General features: G+C 56.1%; 17 protein-coding genes. 5 read left to right on the top strand and 12 right to left on the bottom strand.

Going from position 1 to position 19,245, the window contains the following annotated elements; all coding sequences use genetic code 11:
* Positions 1–29: 29 nt before the first annotated feature.
* From F4X41_00445 to F4X41_00435, 3 genes are all read right to left on the bottom strand, one after another.
* Positions 30–1,115: a hypothetical protein gene (locus tag F4X41_00445; protein MYB15495.1), complete on the bottom strand. Its 1,086-nt coding sequence runs from the start codon at positions 1,113–1,115 to the stop codon at positions 30–32.
* A gap of 2 nt (positions 1,116–1,117) precedes the next feature.
* On the bottom strand, positions 1,118–1,822 hold the full coding sequence (locus F4X41_00440) for a hypothetical protein (protein ID MYB15494.1): 705 nt from the start codon (positions 1,820–1,822) through the stop codon (positions 1,118–1,120).
* Between the two features lie 68 nt (positions 1,823–1,890).
* Positions 1,891–3,861 (bottom strand): hypothetical protein, encoded by a 1,971-nt coding sequence (locus tag F4X41_00435; protein MYB15493.1) that lies wholly within the window; start codon positions 3,859–3,861, stop codon positions 1,891–1,893.
* 491 nt (positions 3,862–4,352) lie between these two features.
* On the opposite strand from F4X41_00435, the gene F4X41_00430 reads away from it, so the two are divergent.
* The 3 genes from F4X41_00430 (at position 4,353) to F4X41_00420 (ending at position 9,081) form a co-directional block, all read left to right on the top strand.
* Positions 4,353–6,737, top strand: a complete 2,385-nt coding sequence (locus F4X41_00430) for a DUF262 domain-containing protein (GenBank protein MYB15492.1) — start codon at positions 4,353–4,355, stop codon at positions 6,735–6,737.
* A gap of 451 nt (positions 6,738–7,188) precedes the next feature.
* Positions 7,189–7,467, top strand: coding sequence for a hypothetical protein (locus F4X41_00425; protein ID MYB15491.1), 279 nt, complete (start codon positions 7,189–7,191; stop codon positions 7,465–7,467).
* A gap of 1,341 nt (positions 7,468–8,808) precedes the next feature.
* Positions 8,809–9,081 carry a hypothetical protein gene (locus tag F4X41_00420; GenBank protein MYB15490.1) on the top strand — a complete coding sequence of 91 codons (273 nt, stop codon included), beginning with the start codon at positions 8,809–8,811 and terminating at the stop codon, positions 9,079–9,081.
* 114 nt (positions 9,082–9,195) lie between these two features.
* On the opposite strand, the gene F4X41_00415 is transcribed toward F4X41_00420, so the two are convergent.
* The 9 genes from F4X41_00415 to F4X41_00375 form a co-directional block, all read right to left on the bottom strand.
* Complete coding sequence (locus tag F4X41_00415; protein MYB15489.1) at positions 9,196–10,080, bottom strand: hypothetical protein; 885 nt, start codon at positions 10,078–10,080, stop codon at positions 9,196–9,198.
* A gap of 71 nt (positions 10,081–10,151) precedes the next feature.
* Complete coding sequence (locus tag F4X41_00410) at positions 10,152–11,486, bottom strand: hypothetical protein (protein ID MYB15488.1); 1,335 nt, start codon at positions 11,484–11,486, stop codon at positions 10,152–10,154.
* Between the two features lie 8 nt (positions 11,487–11,494).
* Positions 11,495–12,655, bottom strand: coding sequence for a DNA cytosine methyltransferase (locus tag F4X41_00405; protein ID MYB15487.1), 1,161 nt, complete (start codon positions 12,653–12,655; stop codon positions 11,495–11,497).
* Positions 12,656–12,834: 179 nt separating this feature from the next.
* A complete protein-coding gene (vsr, locus tag F4X41_00400; GenBank protein ID MYB15486.1) occupies positions 12,835–13,323 on the bottom strand; it encodes a DNA mismatch endonuclease Vsr in 489 nt (162 codons plus the stop codon).
* A gap of 122 nt (positions 13,324–13,445) precedes the next feature.
* Positions 13,446–13,616: a hypothetical protein gene (locus F4X41_00395; protein ID MYB15485.1), complete on the bottom strand. Its 171-nt coding sequence runs from the start codon at positions 13,614–13,616 to the stop codon at positions 13,446–13,448.
* A gap of 18 nt (positions 13,617–13,634) precedes the next feature.
* Positions 13,635–13,703, bottom strand: a complete 69-nt coding sequence (locus F4X41_00390; protein MYB15484.1) for a hypothetical protein — start codon at positions 13,701–13,703, stop codon at positions 13,635–13,637.
* Positions 13,704–13,709: 6 nt separating this feature from the next.
* Positions 13,710–13,961: a hypothetical protein gene (locus tag F4X41_00385; GenBank protein ID MYB15483.1), complete on the bottom strand. Its 252-nt coding sequence runs from the start codon at positions 13,959–13,961 to the stop codon at positions 13,710–13,712.
* Between the two features lie 97 nt (positions 13,962–14,058).
* Positions 14,059–14,637, bottom strand: a complete 579-nt coding sequence (locus F4X41_00380; GenBank protein MYB15482.1) for a hypothetical protein — start codon at positions 14,635–14,637, stop codon at positions 14,059–14,061.
* A gap of 269 nt (positions 14,638–14,906) precedes the next feature.
* On the bottom strand, positions 14,907–15,146 hold the full coding sequence (locus F4X41_00375) for a helix-turn-helix transcriptional regulator (GenBank protein MYB15481.1): 240 nt from the start codon (positions 15,144–15,146) through the stop codon (positions 14,907–14,909).
* A 50-nt stretch (positions 15,147–15,196) separates the two neighbouring features.
* Here F4X41_00375 and F4X41_00370 point away from each other — a divergent pair, with 50 nt between their 5' ends.
* Together F4X41_00370 and F4X41_00365 are read left to right on the top strand one after the other, a co-directional pair.
* Positions 15,197–16,111 carry a Dam family site-specific DNA-(adenine-N6)-methyltransferase gene (locus F4X41_00370; protein MYB15480.1) on the top strand — a complete coding sequence of 305 codons (915 nt, stop codon included), beginning with the start codon at positions 15,197–15,199 and terminating at the stop codon, positions 16,109–16,111.
* Positions 16,112–16,511: 400 nt separating this feature from the next.
* Positions 16,512–19,232: an ATP-dependent helicase gene (locus F4X41_00365; protein MYB15479.1), complete on the top strand. Its 2,721-nt coding sequence runs from the start codon at positions 16,512–16,514 to the stop codon at positions 19,230–19,232.
* Positions 19,233–19,245 lie beyond the last annotated feature (13 nt).

Here is a 19,245-nt window from a genome sequence, read left to right as displayed (position 1 = left end):
GCAATCGGGCCAAAAAAGTGGATTGCACTTCAAAACCCAGGTGCCGCAGATCTCGCAGGGCTGCGAGTCTGTTGGGTTTCCCATTGCCGAAATTCCGCTGGCAAAATGCGAAGCAATGCGTCCGAATCCATGCCGTAGACATCGAACGTGCGTTCCAATTGCGCCAACACCCTGATCAAGTGGCGAAGGCCGGCACGATTCCGAGAAAACCCTCGTTTTTGTTGCGAGCCATGTGTGTACAAGCGCAATATCAGATCAACGACGCCGATCGAATTGAAGATTCGGGTGGAACCAAAACAGCGTTCCTCGATATCTCCCCACTGAGTCAATGGCCTGTCAAGCAAGAAATCTGCTTGCTCGCCGTGTTGCAAATAGAGCCTCCAAGCGCCCCAGAGATAATGCCGATACCGCAATTGATACGAGCGGGTTGAAGAATCTTCGCGATTTACTACGAACGTCTCATCAAGTGGCGACAGCTTAACGGCGCCGTCTTCGCGTGCAACTGTTTCGGGGAAATAAAGCATGCCGATCCATGACCAAACACCGGAATGATCAGCAATTAGGTGTGAAACCGGCTGAAGGATGGGGGAAAGATACGCGGCGGCTTCACGCCGCGAATTGAATCCGCGCATTTCTAAGCGTATGTCTCCGGCAAATCGAGCCGCGAATTCCTCGTCGATCAATAGCTCTTGCGGCGGGGTGACAGCACCTGATGGCTTATCCCGCAAGTCAGACAAGAATTCACGAGCAAGCGTGATTCCAGCGGGGGTCAAGCGACGCAATTCCAGGTTGACCCCTGAGGTATTGGCCAGGTTTCTCGAACGGCCGAAATCCGATACACGTACTCTTCTCGAAACTTGCGGTCCATCTTCCGAGGCACCATCGAGAAGCTCAGTTGTAAGTGAATCGATCGTTGCGTTTACCCGCGTGATTACGGTGTTGCGACGGACTTTGCGTCCTGGAACTCCAGCAACCTTAATGAACGCCTTCCACGCAGGTGAATTTTGGGGAATATGAGCACGTAAATTGACCCGCCTAGGCGCATTTTCTTGCCCTAACTCGTCGCGGAGTTCTCGCAGCGTAGATAGCGCCTGGATCTTGTCTACGTTTTTCATTCTCAGCGACCCGAAATCGTCGCGTTGTACACATCAACTGCGTCCAGCGGGGAATCCGCAAATGCAGCAACGACGCGATCAATCCATTGAATTGCAGATGAAATCTCTTCTTCGGAGGTTTCATCGAATCGCAATGTAGGCGGGTCTTCATTCGGCAGGTGCGTGCGGGCGATCGCAAACCAACCGCCCCATGGACCTTCATCATCATGGGGGTCATGGCATCCAACTACAACTATGTGGTGCAATACCTTCCGCAAGATTTCAGGCATCACAAGCGAACGGAACGTCGCATCACTCCGGACAATCTCACTTATCCCTACTACAGATGAATTGACGAGCAACTCAGGGCTATCCAATCCATCGCCAAAGTCGACTCTCCAAACCTCGTCCCCCAGTTCATTGGTCTCCCTAACGGGCAACAGTGATCGTCTTGGAAGCACTGGGCGAATGCTGGGCGCGTGACCCAACAACAGGCCCGAATCGTCTCCGGCGACCACTAAAACTCGGAATTGAGCAGAAGTAGGAACATCGGTCAATTTGCTGGCTTCCCCAATCGGCGACTCTATTGCCCCAACGGTGCCGTATTCCCAGCGCTGAACTGAATTGCTGCGCCATGCCTCAACACGCACCAGGGCGTTTTTTGGGAAATCATAGGATGACAACTCAAGCGTGACATCAACTACCGGCGCCTCGCCCTCGGGAGCCAACCTGATGCCAACTTGCGCGTGATTGCGCGTTATTCGCCTCCGCCCGGTGCTATTTAGCCGACTCCTCACTAAGGGCTCACGATCTCAATCGGTCTCGCATCGAGGATCAAATCGCGATGATCAAAGCCCGAAATGTCAATGCGGAAGTCGTCGCCAGTTATTTGGAATTGCAACTTGTTTTCGGCAATTTGTTTGATTGACGCAGATCTCGCATTCACTTCAACATCACCTGGCGCTATTGCGAAGTCTGGCACTCCATTTCGAACGCCCTGGTCGAACAGCTTGAATGCATTCCCCCTCACGACGTCATATGCAAATTGAAGTTCCCATTCAGAATCAACTAACTGGGCGTCTGGTGGACCGGAAAGCGAAAAAGAGTTTCCGACACGTGTCGCGACAAGGGCCTGCGGTTGAGTCTGATAAACCTGTCGGCGCGGCGGTTGGACACCCCTACGCCTATTTGGTGGATTTCGACCAATGTTTTCAGGTTCGGCCGGAAAAAGATCAGCTAGGGCGTCATATTGCTTTTCATCAGGACGTTCAGCAAATCGATTCAGTAGAAACAACGCGGCGCGTCGCACTTCCTGAACACGGTTATATCCACCAATCCAATGATCTTTGAGTCGTTGTTCATGTGGATTCCAGGACACATGAGCTGGCCCCTCGGAGTCCCTGAGCATGTGAGCAAGATCAGATTTTCCCGCCACCGTCAACAAAACACGCGATTTAAAGCGTCGTATGTGATTCATGCGCGGAATATTGAGATGGCCCCGAACAAAATAGTCGTGGCCACTACCAAGACCATCATCTCTCTCGAGGAAAACGTGAAAGGCAGACTTGATTTGTGTGCCCGAGCTCCTCGGACGTACATGAATTCCGAATTCAAATGCGAGTCGCTCTCCGCGTTCGTACCGATCGCGTAAGGGTTCCACGTCAAGAATGTCCAGTGCATCATTTGCGCGAGTCGGCACGTGAAGCTGATTGAAATCAGATGCTTCGAGGGAAATTGCCCACTTCGCTAACCGAATTACCCCAGAAATCGAGGCCACAGATTCTTCATCATGCGCGTCCGAGGATTCGAGTGCCGGCATTTTCAGGGCCTCGGCCGAAATCGTTTCGGCGTTAATGGTGAAATTTCCTTCACTTGGAGAACGGATCTCGACGCAAAGGTCCCCACGTACTATTGGCAAAAAGAAATTTACGATGGCTGCTCGAGCAATTGCCCCCGGTGAAAGCTCCTCTTTTGGAAAGGGCACGATTACTGACAATCCTGGTTCTTCAGACCTTGCTAAACCGAAATCCACAACGGCCCGCGCATTGAATTCTGAATCCCCAGGTGCAACTATCGGCAACGGTAACCACGCGTCGTCAGATTCGTTAGTTTCCGTTGCAAATTGCCCGTACGGCGGATGTTTATTCCCGTCCAAATGATGTGTACGCAATACCGCCATACCCATCAAATAGGATTCGTTCTCACCTACTCGTTTAGTGAGACCAAGATATGCATTGATCGACGATGCATCCGGAAAAACCCATTTGCCTAAGCCCCACGAGCCACCGTCGTCCTCGCCTTTTGGGGAAATACCAATGCTCCTAAAAAACCCCCAGAAATGATTTCCTCTTTCGTTTGAACCATTGGCCCGAATGTTGCCAGTGAGGCCAGTCGTGCCGAAGTCTTCTACTGACAACCAAGGCATCGGCCCGGTTACAAGGTCGCGCGCCGCCGCGATAGCGGTCAATTCAGATGCATCCGCATCCGGATCCACTTGAATGTGGGGTGCAAGACCGCGGAGATAAGGCGCCGCTTCGCTTGGTGAAAGCGCGTTTTCTTGGCCGCTAAAGGTAAAGCACACGTGGACTTGCTCTTGTTGGTGCTGAGCGTCCAATGAATTCTGGATCGATTCCCGAACTAGCCTCTCTGACAGATCGGAAGAGGAGGTAAAAAATTCTCCCTGGATCGGATCTTGGTTTATCTCCGATGGCAACATCCGTCGAAACCGCCAGCGCGGCGAATTCGAGAATTCATGGTCTGCGTGCAATGCAACTCCCGGTTTCCGATCAGATTTGAGTCGGCGCTTTAACGGCTCTTGGCTGCGAAGGCTCCTCAGTATGCACGAATACGCGATTGCAACACCAATACACGACGCTGAATGAGTTTTGATTCACCTAGACAGGGAGCAAAACGTGGCTCTTGCACCCAAACTTAACCGTGTTCGAAAGCGCGCGCCTTTGTGAGAGGTTCTTTCAACCCTTGAATCCGGGTGGCGATCTTACGAACAGGTTTCGCTGATCGAGCCGATTACTGGAAATGTAATCAAATTAGTTGAGTTATCAAGTAAGCAAATCCGTCCTGATTCGAAAGTCAATTTCGCCACTCGCTGCAATAACTGAATCCATTGATTGCGATTCGATGCAGCATGTCGAAGCAAGTACCAGACATAATTGCGATTGGGTCTAGTTCCCCGGACGCACCGGCAGAATATGTTGGCCGCCACGAAGTGCGCCTGCACGCGGGGATCTGGAGAAGTAGTTGGAAAAAAAATTCAGTAGCGATGAGTTGCCGCTTGCGCAATTGCTCGACCAAGCAGCGGCTGGCGAATTACAACTGCCGGATTTTCAACGCAGTTGGATTTGGGATGACGACCACATTCGCAGCCTTCTCGTTTCGATTTCACTCTCATACCCGATCGGTGCGGTCATGACGCTGGAAGCCGGAAATCCAGACGTCAATTTCAAAGCGCGCGCACTTGAAGGCGTGAGGGATCCAGCGAAGCGGATCCCTGAAACATTGCTATTGGATGGCCAGCAAAGACTCACTTCATTGTTTCAGGCGTTGAAGTCGAACTCGCCTGTTAATACACGGGACAGTCGTGGCCATGACCTGCGGAGACATTACTACGCAAAGATTGATGTTTGTATCGACCCTAATGCAGACCGTGAAGAAGAAGGGATATTGAGTGTCCCCGAGGGGCGGATTCTTCGGAGCGATTTTGGTCGCAGGGTTGACTTGGATTTAAGTTCTCGCGAATTGGAAATTGCGGAAGAGATGTTTCCGTTGGGCATCGTTTTGGATTCAAGCGAAACGGTTGATTGGCAAATGGCCTACTTGCAGTTCGGTCCAGGTGGCATGGAAGGGCGCCTCAATAAGTGGAAGCGATTTCAGGATGCATTGATTAACCCGTTCGTACAGTACCAGGTGCCGACGATCGAGCTAATCAAATCGACGCCGAAGGAAGCAGTTTGTCAAGTATTCGAGAAAGTAAACACCGGGGGCGTCACGCTTACCGTATTTGAATTGCTCACGGCGACCTACGCGGCCGGCGACTTTGAGTTGCGCAAGGATTGGGAAGAGCGAAGTGCGCGGCTCAAACAACACGAGCTCCTGAAAGGGATTAATGCACCTGCATTCCTGCAGATCGTCGCGTTATTGGCGACCTTCGAGCGGCGCACGCAACACATGCAAGACAAACCTACAGATGACAAGGCACCCGCAGTATCCTGCAAACGTCGCGACGTGTTGCGTTTGCCACTTGCAAGTTATCGCCGGTGGGCAAATTGTGCGGAAAGAGGGCTAATTCGGACGGTGCCTTTCTTTCACGCTCACAGCATCTTCAGATACCGGGATATTCCATATGCCACACAGCTAGTCCCTCTGGGGGCGATCTACGGGTGGCTGCAAGATCGAGCGGAGTCATTTGGGGCGCAACAGCGCCTGGGGCAATGGTACTGGTGCGGAGTACTTGGCGAGATGTACAGTGGCACAACGGAGACTAGGTTCGCCAACGACCTGGAAGATTGCGTCGCTTGGATCGAGGACCCAATCAACCGGCCGTCTCCGCGCACAGTGCAGTCCGCTCAATTCCAGGCAGATCGGCTACTAACCCTCCGAACGCGCAATAGCGCTGCCTACAAAGGCTTGTACGCGCTGCAAATGAGAGAAGGAGGCAAAGACTTTCGGACTGGCAAACGGATTGACGCTCTCACGTACTCTGAGCACGCCATCGACATTCATCACATATTCCCGCGGGCATGGTGCAACAACCACTCACCGCAAGGAGCGCGAGCAACCGGCGACTCCGACAATCGCGTACCGCCCGGAATAGCCAATTGCATTGTCAACAAGACTGCACTCGATGCCAGTACCAATCGCCGAATTGGCGGCAGTGCGCCAAGCATCTACCTTTCGCGCATCGAGTCGAATGCGGCAATTGAATCCCACGAGCTGGACAGCATCTTGCGTTCGCACGACATTGATCCTGCCGCGACGCGACACGATGACTTCGTACAGTTTTTCAATCAGCGATTCGAGAGCCTGCTTAAGCATGCAGAAAGAGCTATGGGAAAACCAGTCAACAGGCGGCCCGACCGCGACGAAAGTCCATTCATTGAACCGAACGAGTCCGTAAGCGGAGGGGTGCAATCATTACTCGGTGCTGGCGAATCTGCAGTTGTGGAATTCAAGTCAACGGCAAGACACAACTTTTTCACTGATGCGAAAGATGACGAAATAACGCGGGCCGTGATCAAGTCGATCGCCGCATTCATGAATACCAACGGCGGGACGGTATTGGTGGGCATCAATGACGGAGGCGATGCAGTCGGTATCGAATCCGACTATCGACACGTCAAAGGGAATGACCGCGACGGCTGGGAACTTTGGTTAACGACAGCCATCGAAAATGCGTTGGGCGCAATTGCAGCCACGGAAACGCCAATCCTGTTCTGCACCATCGACGGCCGGACAGTCGCTCGTATAGATGTACGCAAAAGCGCGCACCCGGTGTTTGCAAGAGGTAAGGGTGAACTCGGTGAGGTTTTTTATGCGCGAATCAACAACTCAACGCGGGTTCTAACGGGATCTGATTTGCTTGCATACCAGAAGAAACACTGGCCCGCAGTTAGCACCCTCGGTTAATTGGGGCAGCGGTCAACTGATTCAACGTGGCCGATCGAGCGTCAGTCACTGCAAATAATCCCTCGTATCTTGGAAGTGGGCTACGCCGGCTGCGGCAGTCCGAACCTTCCTTGATCCGCTACGACCGCACAATTGCGTGGTCGTCACGCCAGGGAGCCCGCCGAGAAATGCCCCACTGATTAAGCAGTAGACCGATGGTTTTATTTCGAATTGACAATGGCGGCTCCAAGATGGTAGCGATTGGCAACGAGCAAGAAGATGCCGATTTCCGAATTCCGGTATACGTCCTAAACGACGAAGGCACGCTGACCAAGACGGCTCAGCTTTTCCCTGGCATCGTGCGCTGGATTCCATACGCAACGATTGAGGGGCCGTTCTTGCAGACAACTAAGCAGATTCGCAAAACCTATCCGACTTGGGAGAAAGCTCGGAAGCAAAGTCCGAGCTAGTTATGCAGATTTATCGTTTTTCAGCTGATCCGCTAGAAGAAGATGCGCCAAGGCGCCAGTTCGCTGCAATCGGTACACGCGCGCAGGAAATCGCCAACGAGCTGTCGGTCTATGAGATTGACTTCAGTGATGAAGCAAGAATGATCGCGACGGCGCACCGTTTTCCTTCGCTGCTCCGTTGGATGCCAGATGCTCGTTCGGTTGGCGGCGACACGACTCGATCAAAGCGCGAAATAGAAGCTCAGTACGGTCCGATTCCAAGACCCCTGGCATTGGGATAAACTGCACAGCTTTATCAAGAGGCCACGCTTCAGGCACGATGTCGTCAAAAACCCGGGTTTCGTACGAGCCTTATGCATGGCTTTGAAAAACTTCTATTCATGAATTACCTCATTGACTGCTGGGGCCCCAACAATCGGGGTGGGTGTGTCACTGATAGCAAATGCGACGACCTACTTGGCAATTTCAATTCGCTCATCTTGGTAGTCGCGAGTTTGTGAAAGCGCACCGGGACGAGACGCGAGGTGATATCGCCTGGTTCGGATAAAACCCGCGACGAGATCCGAAGAGTACTTGCCAGGCTGCAGGATCTTGAGGTCTGCGTGATCGTGATCGACGTGACTGTCGGCAGAGAAAAACGACTGGCTGTCGCACTTGATGGAGCCGAGGTTCCGATCTAGGTCGCAATCCCGCGACGATCCCGGAGCAATGGCAGGGCCATGCGGAAACCTAGCCTAGGCGGATTGGATCAACGCCAGTGTCATTGCCGAGATCGACAGGCAGGGACATTAGCTGCAATGGAGGGCCGCCGATCCGTAGGATCTCAATAATCTCGCCCTATAAACCCAAGTTAGCGCGTTCATTACGTTCCGTTGATCGTCTGGATTAGGAGTCCGGAGCTTTGGTATTGAACGCCGATGCCTTTGAGGATTGGGACCGACCAGTTCACGAATTCCAGCGGGGGCGGAATCGGATTCTTGTTTCGAAATAACAACTGACGAGCAATGGTGAGCTTGGCCAAATAGGTCCGAACTGCGAATAGCGTACGGGCATGCCAACAATCGTTAGTAGCTTGCCCGGCCCGGAATCGGCTGAGAAGGACTGACGACAATACCTTGCAATATGGGCAGTGATTGATCAGGAACAATTCCAGTGCTTGCGAACTTAACGGAATTAATTCGAAATGCGCCTTGGCGAGAAGCGGTCACCTATCGCGACACGTGGCCACACGAATATGTCCTAACTGAGAGAGACAGCCAGCAAGAGCTTCTTTTGGCAGTTTGCCAACGGTTTCGCGCCGGCGAAGGAGTGTCCTGCCGATTCTTTAGCATGCAAAACACCTACTTGTTCATCGGCGAGCACAAGTACTGGTTGATGACACATTGGGAAAAGATTGAACCAGGAACCAACTACGTACTAAATCGCGCAAGGCTCTATAGGGACCGCAGGGATTTCGTAATCCAACCGGGTGATTCGGGACGACCATCGGACTATCCACTCAACCCCGCGGTCCAGCTGTCAATGACGTGAAGTGATTCTGCCGGTATCGGTATCTGTCCCGCGACCCAGTGTGCATCTAGTCCTTGGAAACTAGACAGCTAGGCCATGACGGGTTTGGAACCTTGCTGAAATACGTGGACGGCAGGATCCACTCGCGGCGCCGCGAACGTGAGAAATTGCTTGCGGAGTTGACTCCGCTCCTGCAGGCGGCCCGCAGAGTCGAACGCGAACTGGACCGCCACCTGGCTCGCCGGTTTTCCGTTTTCAAGTATCTCCGCACCGACGAACTTGGCCTGTCTCGAATCTCCTGGACTCAGAAGCCGATCATGGCCAGGGGGCATTGTTTCTCCAGACGATGCTGGAGCTGTTGCCAGAAACGCGCAATCTACCCGTAGGAATTTGCGCAAAGACCACCGATTCGATCAAAGTTGTAACCGAGCGCCGAATACCGAAGGGCCGGCCCTGTCGCGTCTAACGCCGGTGATAGCGACAGGTGGCGGAGATGCCGGTCACCAATCTTCGGCTTCGACAAACAATGGCGCGTATCGATAGATGGATGCGAATTGCCGCGCGTCGGCCCTAGGGATGCCAGCCTCGGCCGCGGCCCTATTCAACGCGCCGCCCACATCGGGCACGCGGCTCAAAAGGTGCTGGGCTTCGCGACGAGTGAGCGGCGGAATTCTGACATGGAATGGATCCTTGCCTGATCGGGTGAATTCGAGAGTATTGATCTCGTGTTCAGGCCAACTCGCGCACTCCCTTTCCCCCGCCAGCGCACCGCCCACCGTCAGCATTTGGGCACCGTCGGCGTGGACCAAATGCAGCAGTTGGCGGAACTCGATTCGCCTTTCAGAGGGCAGCGCCGCGTTTCGGAACCGGATCGCGCTTTGGATCGCGGCGTCCAGCAAGCGGTAGGACAGCATCGTGTATTCTCTTCGGGATCGAGGGTTGCGTGGATGCGGCCGCTCCCCCTCGGCCCCGAATCCGCTTAGCCAACTCTCGCGCTCATCGCCGAGTAACCTTTCGGCATTTACCGAAACCAGCAGAATGCTGCCCGCGCAACTCCGCTTCGCCGCCTCCTCTACATCGGAAAGAACGCCAGGGTTCAAGCGACTTTCGTAGTCGAGCCATATCACATGGGGGCGGGCACCGAGCTGCAACTTTGCAAGTGCGGCTCCCGCCGAGTCCATCATCAATTCGATGCAGGCCAGCGGCAAATTGAATTTGACTCGGGACTCCGCGTTCCTGTTTCCCTCGATTGTGACCATGTCGTTCATCCCGAGTCGCCGGTGGAAGATCTGAAAATCCCGAAAAAAGATCGATCCCATTCCGACATAGCGGCATTCGTTGGCGGCCACCGCCGGGTCGAGTTTCGCGAGGGTTTCGGCGACCATTCTGCGAACTGTGGCTTTGGCGGGGCGGATTGCATAGTCGAGCTTCGGCCGGAATGTCGCCATGGGTGGTCCTAGGCGATTTCTTCTTCATACAGGCGCTCGAATGCCAGTTCCCCGACTGCCCGATTGGTCGTCAGGCCAAACGCGGCCTTGAGTTCGCCCACTTGATCTGCTTGGGCGTGGAATAGCACTCTTGTCATTTTCGGGCCGCTCGGCGTTCGCTTTATTCGGCCTCGCTCCGGAACGGCGAATTCACCTTCCGGCAAGTCGTTGACCGCTACGAGCTCGGCTTTGCCGATCGCTTCTTGGATCACTTGGGGGGCGTCCCCTTCGCTCTCTTGATATCGTTCGCGTTCCTGGTCAAGTTCGTTCGTGAATGAGGTAAATCTCCGAATCACCGTGCGCATCCTTCCGAGCGCGTTTTGATAGACGGGGGAAAACTCATCTATCTCAGTCTTCGTCGTGGTCCACGGCAATGCGGCGGGGTGTTCGGACTCGAAGAACACGAAACCGCGGAATCGGGCGTATTGGGGATGCCATGCGGGTATGCCGTCGGATTGGCCGGTACCTCCGGTGCCCCATCCGGTCAGGGGCGTTCGGTCGGCTTTCAATACCAATCGACCGTTGCAATATATGTACCAGCCGGACTCGGACCTTGAACGCCTGTCTGGCCCGATACCGGCCACTATGCGGAGTTTCACCGGGTGGTCCCCGGAGACCAGTTCGATAGTCTGGTTCTCTGGGGCAATTCCAGCGCCGTTCAGCACCTCGTGCAACCGCGCGTCGGCCGGGATCTTGTTCACGGTCAATTGCATCCCAAGCCGCAGCGCTTCGCTGTGCGCTTCAGCAATCTCCTGCAACATTCGGTTCGAATATTCCTCGCCGTCGAGTAGCTCAGCGACACCCTGGTTTAGTTCCGTAACTTTGACCCGGGTGCCCGAATCGCCCAGCGGATCCGAAACGACCATCGGAAACGTCCATTCCCCTCGCTGTTCGCGCCATGTGGCAACGTCGACGTCGACGCTGAAACTTGCGTCTGTTGTGGACGATTCGACCAAGAACTTCCGCCCGAGCCTGAAGACGGCTCTCTTCATCCCAATGCCGAATTCGCCGATCTTTGACTTCGGGTTGAATTCCCTCGCCCTGCCGAATCGAAACGCGTAATTCCGGGCCGTTTCGACATCGATGCCGCCGCAGTTGTCACGGATCTCGAAGTAGTCGGAATTGAAGACCACTTCGACCCAGAAGAGACCAAGGCCCTCCCGTTGACTCGAGTGCGCGACCGCAGCGTCAATTGAGTTGTCGACGAGATCGAGGATTGCCCCGTCGACGCCGATGTCTCGCACCAACATGTCGACGAAGAAAGCTCTCGTGGCGCTCGCGTTCGCTGCAATTGTTTCGGCCATGGAATCGCCTACGCTTCCTGCGAGATTGCCCTGTCAATTGAGTCGGCGACCGCCTGACCGAGCAGCGGCGGAACGGCGTTTCCCACTTGCATGAAGCCCCGCCACTTAGTCGAATCGAGGAGAAACCAGTCAGGGAAGGACTGGAGTCTTGCGGCTTCGCGCACCGTGATGCACCGGGGAAACCGATAGTGGATCGGGCGCGGCGCGGTGTGGCTGCCGCGGGCCGGAAGCGTGCCCGCTCGGATCGTGGGGGATGTCCGATCCGGGTGGAGTCTGTGGAATCGGCTTACCGGATCGGCCTCGCCAGGACAAACCGACTCGAACCTCTTTGCGACGTCCTCGGAATGCTCCACCCGCGCGCACCCCGTCAATTTCATTTGCACGCCGGAATGCTGCGACTCGCCGTTCTCCGGAAACAGCCTTCGGAGCTGCTCCACGTAGGCGCTCACAACCTCGGCCGAATGGGTCAACTCCCCATCGGGCCCAGGGGTTTCGCCTTCAAGTGTCTCCAGATCCCCAATCGCGTCCTTTACCGTGGGATTGGATTCGCGACCGGCCGCGGGCTCCACCGGAAGTGCACTTCCGTCCTTCGCTCCCACGAGGAAAACCCTCCTCCTCCGCTGAGGAACACCGAAGTCCGAAGCGTCCAGCACCCAAGGATCGGTGACTTGGTACCCGGCGGTCCGCATTTCCGATCGGAATCTCTCAATGATCGCGTCGAAGGGCGGCACCAAGATTCCGGGCACGTTCTCCATCACGAAATACATTGGTCCGACCTCTCGAACGACCCGGCCGAACTCGAAGACTAGCTCGGACCGATCATCGTCGGCGTTTCTGAACCCGCCCATAGAGAACGCCGCGCACGGCGGGCCTCCGACAACGACTCCGCAGGAGTCGACGCCAGCGGAGTCAAGCATCTCAGATCCGGTCAACTCGCCAACGTCTCCCAGTATCGTGGCGACGCCCGGAAAGTTCGCGGAGTAGGCGGAAATCGCGCGCTGGTCGTCGTCGACCCCGAGCACCGGCGAAAACCCGGCTTGGGCGAATCCGAGCGAAAACCCCCCGGCGCCCGCGAACAAGTCAATCAGCGATCTACTTTCGGGGATCGCTTCAACCCGGTCAGGGGTTTCCTGTGCATGGCCCTTGGACAAACTCGGCTTCCCCCTCAGCTAGATGCAGGGTCGGCATGGTCCAATTGTCGCGTTGGAAGGGAAGGCGACAGCTGGCGGACTTGCGGCCGGGTGCAACGCTTGCGCGGCGCGCCCCGGTTGTGTGACCGCAAACTTCGCTCCGGCCGGGGAGTCTCGTCGGTGTGCCGTCGACCGCGGTTCGATCCTCGTTTATTCAGCTAGTTGGCGTCGGGGCGTTGTGTTTTCACGTGCGGGTGTGACGATCGCATGCGCGTGGGGCCGAGGAAACGCTTGATTGTCCCGGCGACGCAGTCCAAATTTGACGTTTCGCACTCCCAAACAATATGCACGCGCCACCCGAGCGCCACCAGGGCCGCCACGTTCCGGTCATCGCGCCGCGCGTTGCCTTCGAGTTTGCTTCGCCAGAATTCCCGCCGCGATTTTGGTAGGCGATTCGCCTTACAACCCTCGTGCCGGTGCCAGAAGCATCCGTGCACAAATACGACCTTTCGGCGGGACTGGAACACGAGGTCCGGGCGGCCCGGTAGTTCCTTCGCGTGCAGGCGGTATCGATACCCCATCCCGTGCAAGAGCCGCCGAACCAACAACTCGGGCTTGGTGTCCTTTGAGCGGATTCTGCTCATCAACTTGCTGCGCTCGCGGATCGTAAGGTGATCGCGCCCGATCCGCCGGTCGGATTGCGGCATGGCCCCCGCGCTAGGATCCACGCGCCGAATTTGCTGAGCGGTCGTCGATCAGCACTGACCACCCCAGCCGCCGCCGTTGCCGACGCAAATGCGGGCGGGCATCCGGGAAGCCGACGACCCAGTCACGGCTGTTTTTGGGCCTCCACTTCGCGGACGAATCGATCGAAGGTCCGCGGCCATCCCCGCTGTGTTGGTGAGTAGCTGGCATAAATGGCAATCGGTACGACCAGTTGCAGTTTGGCTGCCTCCATCTGGCGCGCCTGCGACTTCGATTTTCCCGGCTCAAGCGTCAGGAGGTGCTTTTCCGGGACCTATTGCGTTTCCACCAACACCTGCCGCCAGCGGCCCTTGCAGGTTAATCTGGCCCCGAGCCTTGCCAGGCGCCATCATCCCGACGACACGGCCCTGCGGGCGTCAATCCCGGTAAACGGGAAGTCTGGCTTGTTGATGCTTTCAGTCACCGAATAGCGATCGTACTTGAGGCAGTGGCCGCGGAAAACGGCGGCGGCGTGGCGCTCCAGGGAGTAGCCGATTGAGATGTCCGAGGGTTGCGAACCGTTAGAGAAACGCCTACGGAACCGTTGGCATCGATGCTTCCGTCCGTGACGAATCCGGCGTTCAGCTTCTCGGCGACCAATTTCCTATCCAGCCTTCCGAACAAGGCCTCCCCGGGGCCTAGCTAAGCCAGCAGCGCGCCGTCCGGATCGTGATGCGGGCTTGCTTCGACGGGAACCGTCATTGGACGCGGTCGCAGTTCACCCACCCTTGGACTATTTGCGGAAGCCGCTCTACCACTTCGTAACCGAATAAAGCTTCGTCCACATATCCCATATGCAGCATATCGACGATCCGGCACAAGTACGAACGGCCCTTTCCCCACCAAGTGTCGTACGCGTCGAGCATGAAGTAGTGCTTTATCTGGATTCCATGCGAATCTCGCAATGCGGCGAATTCCATGCCGTCCAATAGCGTTTCGTACACACCTGCCGCGACTCGACTTCCGAACGTGGTCGTGTAGTACTGCTCTTTGACCTCCCAGACTGCGATCGGATTCTTGTCTCCGCCGAACGCTCCGTCCAATCTTCTCGCGGACGTGAAAACCAGATCGCCGGCCTGAGAGGCGGTTATCAATCTTTGGGGGTCGTAGTCGCATTTGATTCCCGCGCCGTGCGCTTCGACGAGCATGTTGACAATTCCAGTGAAGTAAGCCGGTGCCTTTTTGTCGCCCTTCTGTTTATTCATCGGGATTGGGCAAGTGGGTTCGAGACTGTCTTGCAATTCGGCAAAAACCGTTGCCGCCCGGTACACGTCCATCAATCGAGGCCTGACGTATTCATTAAGCGTGTGAGCTCGAAAAGCGAGGTACTCGCCCAGTAGCTCGTCAAGCTGGGCTGGCCCTAAGGCCTCATTCGCCTTTCGCAGGGGATTAAACCCGCGCTTGGAGATAGCCGTGCAAATTTCTTGGGCGCTCGGAGCCTTTACTCTATCGGCACCCTTCATCGAATAACCGGCAGTCTCGCTGACCAGTCGAACAGTGGCCCAAAACGGGCTCGGCAAATCCAAGAACTTGGTTTCGGGCAACACTAAGTGGACTTTTCGAATCGGGCGACGAAATCCGACAACGGAATGCCCAACGCGCTGCAAATTGCTCTCAACTCGATCAAGTCGAGTCGTCGTTCACCGGATTCGTACTTGCTCACGAACGACTGCGTTTGCCCTAAGCGGCGGGCAACGTCGATTTGCCGCAGCCCCGCTTCTTTCCTTGTTTGTCGGAGCAAATCCCGGAGCGCATCGCGTTCGAATTGAAAGTCCTCGCCCGACATGCGGCGATGCTACAAGCGGCTTTCACAATATGCCAAAATGGAATATGGGGATGCGAGCAAAGTCAATTGACAGTTCGACGCAACTAGGATTCACTGGGGAATTGGCGCCTGCAAGAACTGGGCGGCCGCGATACAAACCCTTGCTGAAGTGGGTTGGAAGCAAGAACCGCTCGGCCCCGGAGATCATTTCGCACTTTCCAGAGGAATTCGGCACATATTTCGAGCCTTTTCTTGGAAGCGGAGCGGTGTTAGGGCATCTGTCCCCGGATCAGGCGATCGCCACGGATGCGTTCGAGCCGTTGATCCAAATTTGGAAGACTCTCAAATCTCGCCCCAACACCCTGAAAGCCTGGTATCGGACTCGTTGGGAAGCTGTGGCCTCGGGGGAGAAAAAGTCCGAATACGAGCGGATCAAATCGTCTTTCAATCGGGAACCTAATGGCGCCGACTTGCTTTTTCTTTCCAGGTCTTGTTACGGCGGCATCGTGCGGTTCAGGAAACGCGACGGGCACATGTCGACGCCTTGCGGCGTTCACAATCCGATTCCGCCGGACTCATTCGACGAAAGAGTCGATGACTGGCTTTCGAGGACTCGCGGTGTCACCTTCGCAACTCGGCCGTTCGAAGAGGCAATGGATCTCGCCCAGCGTGGAGACCTTGTCTATTGCGACCCGCCGTACTCGTACAGCCAATCGATCCTGTACGGTTCGCAATCGTTCGATCTGGAACGACTGTTCGAGGCGATTGCCGGTTGCAAGAACCGAGGCGCGCGAGTTGCCTTGAGCATCGACGGATCCAAGCGCTCCGGCGAGTTCGTTTGCCATCTGAACCTGCCGGACGGATTGTTCGAACGCGAGGTTTATCTCGATACGGGCAGATCCATGCTCAAAAGGTTTCAAATGAAGGGCCACTCCCTGAATGAGGAACTCGTTCGCGAGCGCCTACTTTTGACTTACGCGATTTGAAAGCGGTCCAAACCACAACGGTTTGATTCCAATTCAATGGCGAATCCGGCACCGGCCATTTGTATTCGCCGCCATTGACCCGATTTCGCAGGCTTCGACCTGCCGCATCTAGGACGCGATTCGCTTCATTGCGGCGTTCAGCTAGTGCGCCAATCGGTCGCAGGCAACTTGAAACGCGCAAGAACGGTGTGATTGTGAACATGCCTAGGCGGATTCCAGATCCCCTGGTTCGAATATTGCTGAATCCAAAGGGGTGACGGAAATCCTTTGCGCGGGTGCGTTTCCGCACGCCTCCCCATTGGGAATCCGTATTTGACTAGATTGCTGAATGCCTCTCCGCATAATCCTTTGGCAATCAAACAATCGAATCTAGATTGCGAAGCACCTTGCGGGAGGTTGTATGACGGTTCCGCCAACCTTGGACGGCGCCTCTTTGGATGCCGTCAGACACCGTGGCGGGCCTCTCCAAATCATTGCGTCCGCTGGTTCGGGCAAAACCGAAGTTGTATCGCAGCGAATTGCAGACCTCCTCGCAGACGGTGTCCTCCCTGGGCAAATCGTCTCATTCACATTTAACGAAGCTGCGGCTGATGAGTTGAAGACTCGGGTCGAAGACCGCGTCGCGAACCGCCTCGGCCGAGGCTTTCTCGATCACATGAACGACTGCTTTATCGGCACGATTCACTCATATTGCTTCAGGCTTCTTCAGTCGCAGGTCCCCGGATATGAAACTTTCGACGTACTTGATGAGCACGGCCTCTCGGCATTCCTCTCCATCGAGTCAAGCCGCATCAAGCTGGGAGAGCTTGACAGGCCGTTGTTCGCAGCAATCCGTGACTTCAGAGCGAATATCGCCGTCGTCGAGAACGAGCTGATTGCGGTCGATCAACTCGAAGGGGCATTCGGGGAGATTACCCGGCGCTACTACAACGAATTGAACCTGCGCCGATTGCTTACTTACGGCCAGCAGATAGAGCATGCGGTTCGCGCCCTCGAATCCGGTGCCGTTCTGGGAACAATCCACTCGTCGCTACGGCACCTGGTGGTCGACGAATACCAAGACATCAATCCGGCCCAAGAACGCCTTATTGAATTGCTTGCTAGCGGGCCGGTAGAGCTCTGCGTGGTTGGCGATGACGATCAATCGATCTATCAGTGGCGCGGAGCCGACGTAAACAACATCCTTGAATTCAAACAACGCTATGACGCGAAGCAATACCCAATCGTTGTCAACCGGCGCAGCCGGCCAGGGATAATCAGCCTCGCAAACGGGATCTCGTCGCAGATTCCAAACCGGTTGCCGAAGGAAATGCAGCCCGACCGAGAGCCGGCCGAACCGGAGCACACCGTCTGGGTCGCACCAACCGAACAGGGCGAATCGGAAACGATTGCCGAAGCTATCCGCAATCTCCGCGACCAGGGGTGGCGCTATAGCGACATTGCCGTGCTCGTCCGCGGCAAAGTCGCCTATCCGGCTTTGCTGCGGGCGTTTGAACGCATACCCGTGACGACAGGGGCTGCGGAGGGGTTGTTTCAACAGCCTCTTGCCCGGCTATTTGGCCGTTCGGTGGCTTTTTTGGCGGGCATTGAATGGAGCGATGAACAATACGGCCAGCGCCTAAGCGTCGAAATCGACGATCTGCTGGACCGGCACGAAATCGAATATGGCCTAGGCAGCGGGCAACGGCAGGAATTGCGTGAGTTGCTTGAGAACTGGCAGGAAGAAGCCGAGTCGCCGACGCATCCGGCCGACTTAGTCGGGGACTTTTACCGCCTTCTGGAACATTGCGGTGTGCTTGACTGGGATCCGGACGAACCGGAAAACGTCGCGCGGCTGGGGTGCCTCGCGCGTTGTTCCCGCATCCTGGCCGATTTCGAAAGCGTCCAGCGCCGGTCCCGGCCAGATCCAGCTGTTCCTGGGGAGCAAATCGGCGGGCAAGACAGGGGGTCCTTTTTCTACTTCAGGCTGGCGACCTTCGTTCAAAACTACGCGCACGGTGCCTACGAAGGATTTGAGGGAGAAGAAGACTTGGCTGTCGATGCGGTCACCCTTACCACTGTGCACGGCGCAAAGGGGCGTGAGTGGCCTATCGTATTTGTGCCGTCGCTGACCGCGAAGCGGTTCCCTCCCTCAAGAATGGGTCGCGCAGGGAATTGGTTCGTCGCACCAAACCTTTTCGACCGGGCCAGGTACGAGGGGTCGATGGACGATGAGCGGAGACTTTTCTACGTCGCAGTTACGAGGGCCCGCGATTGGTTGTCCCTTTCCGCCCACGAACGCGTGAATACGGCCCGCTCCGGGTCCTCGCCGTTTCTCGCCGGGCTAGGAGGAGAACCCCGACCCGATCGCCCCGAATTACCGCCGCCTCCGAGTGCGCGTGAAGCTACCGGCGAACTGGCGCGCGTCAACCTTTCCTTTTCTGAGCTCGCCAATTACTTGCGCTGCCCCTATGCGTTTCGGCTTCGCCACGGTCTCGGATTTCAGCCGCGGATCGCCCCAGAACTCGGTTACGGTACCGCTGTGCACCACGCATTGCGGCGTGTTGCCGAGCACCATCAAGAATCCGGGTCCCCGCCTTCGCACGAGGAGCTAGATCGAATATTTGAAGAAGCGATGTTCCTGCCGTACGCAAGCAAACCGGCCCACAAACAGCTCAAGGCATCCGCTCGGCGCCTGGTTAATCGTTACTTGGAGGCGTACTCTGAAGACCTCGACAGGTTGTGGGAAGTTGAGCGTCCATTCGAATTGCATTTGGACGGCGCAACGGTGGCCGGGCGAGCGGATGTGATTCTTGATCGAGAAGAGGGCCAAACTCAAGCCCTCGCGCTAGTCGACTACAAGACATCGCTCCGCCGAGGTGACGATTACGATCTCCAGCTCCAGATCTACGCCAGCGCCGGCCGGCGTGAAGGGCTTGACGTTCGAGGAGCATACGTACATGACCTTGACTTGGGGGATCGCCTCTCCGTGCAAACCGATCAATTGGCAATCGAGGCTGCCGAAGAGCGCGTGCTCAAAGCGATTGAACGGTTTCGAAGCGCCGATTTCACGCCGACCCCTTCTGGGCGCGCCTGCGGGACGTGCGACATGCGCGCCGTTTGCCGGTTTCGGTCCGCCTGAGGACGGCTTGTCA

It is taken from the genome of Chloroflexota bacterium, from assembly GCA_009840625.1.
Classification (GTDB): domain Bacteria; phylum Chloroflexota; class UBA11872; order UBA11872; family VXNJ01; genus VXNJ01.
Note: the sequence above shows the minus strand (reverse complement) of the source record. Positions and strands in the feature narration are given on the sequence as shown.

Coding starts and splice junctions, on each gene's coding strand:
- F4X41_00445 (MYB15495.1), bottom strand. CDS start 1,115: ATGAAAAACGTAGACAAGATCCAGGCGCTATCTACGCTGCGAGAACTC.
- F4X41_00425 (MYB15491.1), top strand. CDS start 7,189: ATGCAGATTTATCGTTTTTCAGCTGATCCGCTAGAAGAAGATGCGCCA.
- F4X41_00415 (MYB15489.1), bottom strand. CDS start 10,080: ATGGTCGCCGAAACCCTCGCGAAACTCGACCCGGCGGTGGCCGCCAAC.
- F4X41_00410 (MYB15488.1), bottom strand. CDS start 11,486: ATGGCCGAAACAATTGCAGCGAACGCGAGCGCCACGAGAGCTTTCTTC.
- vsr (MYB15486.1), bottom strand. CDS start 13,323: ATGCCGCAATCCGACCGGCGGATCGGGCGCGATCACCTTACGATCCGC.
- F4X41_00380 (MYB15482.1), bottom strand. CDS start 14,637: ATGGACGTGTACCGGGCGGCAACGGTTTTTGCCGAATTGCAAGACAGT.
- F4X41_00375 (MYB15481.1), bottom strand. CDS start 15,146: ATGTCGGGCGAGGACTTTCAATTCGAACGCGATGCGCTCCGGGATTTG.
- F4X41_00370 (MYB15480.1), top strand. CDS start 15,197: ATGCGAGCAAAGTCAATTGACAGTTCGACGCAACTAGGATTCACTGGG.
- F4X41_00365 (MYB15479.1), top strand. CDS start 16,512: ATGACGGTTCCGCCAACCTTGGACGGCGCCTCTTTGGATGCCGTCAGA.